Annotated in this window: 2 protein-coding genes; both read right to left on the bottom strand. The window is 64.9% G+C overall.

Annotation, left to right across the window (positions count from 1 at the left end; translation table 11 throughout):
* A partial coding sequence (locus tag QTI66_RS39480; RefSeq protein WP_286565833.1) for an electron transfer flavoprotein subunit alpha/FixB family protein occupies window positions 1-785 on the bottom strand: 785 nt, incomplete at its 3' end.
* A gap of 13 nt (window positions 786-798) precedes the next feature.
* A partial coding sequence (locus tag QTI66_RS39475) for an electron transfer flavoprotein subunit beta/FixA family protein (protein WP_286565832.1) occupies window positions 799-1440 on the bottom strand: 642 nt, incomplete at its 5' end.

The raw sequence follows: 1440 nt of genomic DNA, 5'->3' as shown, positions 1-1440 counted from the left end.
CCCGAGATGCCGGCGGCGATGTAGAGCTGCGGTGCGACGATCTTGCCGGTCTGGCCCACTTGCCAGTCGTTGGGGGCGTAGCCTGCGTCGACGGCGGCGCGGCTGGCGCCCAAGCCCGCGTTGAGCTTGTCGGCCAGCGGCGCCATCACTTCCTGGAACTTCTCGGCGCTGCCCAGCGCGCGGCCACCGGAGACGATGATCTTGGCGGCCGTCAGTTCGGGGCGTTCGCTCTTCGTGACTTCACGGCCGACGAAGCTGGACTTGCCGCTGTCGGCCACGCCCGCTGCGTTTTCAACGCTGGCGCTGCCACCGGTGGAGGCTGCGGCGTCGAAGCCGGTCGTGCGCACCGTGACGACCTTGATGGCGTCTGCCGATTGCACGGTGGCAATCGCATTGCCCGCGTAGATCGGACGCTCGAAGGTGTCGGCGCTGATGACCTTGGTGATGTCCGAGATCTGTGCGACGTCCAGCTTGGCAGCGACGCGCGGGGCGACGTTCTTGCCGTTGGCCGTGGCGGGGAACAGGATGTGGGTGTAGTTGGAAGCGATCGCCAGCACTTGCGCGGCGACGTTTTCTGCGAGGTTTTCAGCGAGCGAGGGGCTGTCGGCAGCGATCACCTTGGCCACGCCTGCGATCTTCGCAGCAGCAGCAGCTGCTTCGGCCGCATTGGCGCCCGCCACCAGCACGTGCACATCACCGCCGCAGGCGATGCCGGCGGTCACGGTGTTCAGGGTCGCCGGCTTGACGGTGGCGTGGTCGTGTTCAGCAATAACAAGTACGGTCATGTTGTTGTTCTCCTCAGATCACCTTGGCTTCGTTCTTGAGCTTGTCCACCAGCGTGGCCACGTCGGGCACCTTGATGCCGGCGCCGCGCTTGGGGGGCTCGCTGACCTTCAGGGTCTTCAGGCGCGGCTTGACGTCCACGCCGAGGTCTTCGGGCTTGACGGTGTCGAGCTGCTTCTTCTTGGCCTTCATGATGTTGGGCAGCGTCACGTAACGCGGCTCATTGAGGCGCAAGTCGGTCGTGATGACCGCGGGCAGCGACAGGGCAATGGTTTCCAGTCCGCCGTCGACTTCGCGGGTCACGTTGACCTTGTCGCCAGCGACTTCGACCTTCGAGGCGAAGGTGGCTTGCGGCAGGTCAGCCAGCGCAGCCAGCATCTGGCCGGTCTGGTTCGCATCGTCATCGATGGCTTGCTTGCCCAGGATGACGAGCGAGGGCTGTTCCTTGTCCACCAAGGCCTTCAGCAGCTTGGCCACGGCCAGCGGCTGGAGTTCTTCGGTCGTCTCGACCAGGATGCCGCGATCGGCACCGATGGCCATGGCGGTGCGCAGGGTTTCCTGGCACTTCGCTTCGCCGCAGGAGACGGCGATGATTTCGGTGACAACGCCCTTTTCTTTCAAGCGAACCGCCTCTTCGACGGCGATTTCGTCGAAGGG

The organism is Variovorax brevis, from assembly GCF_030317105.1.
Classification (GTDB): Bacteria; Pseudomonadota; Gammaproteobacteria; order Burkholderiales; family Burkholderiaceae_C; genus Variovorax; species Variovorax brevis.
Note: the sequence above shows the minus strand (reverse complement) of the source record. Positions and strands in the feature narration are given on the sequence as shown.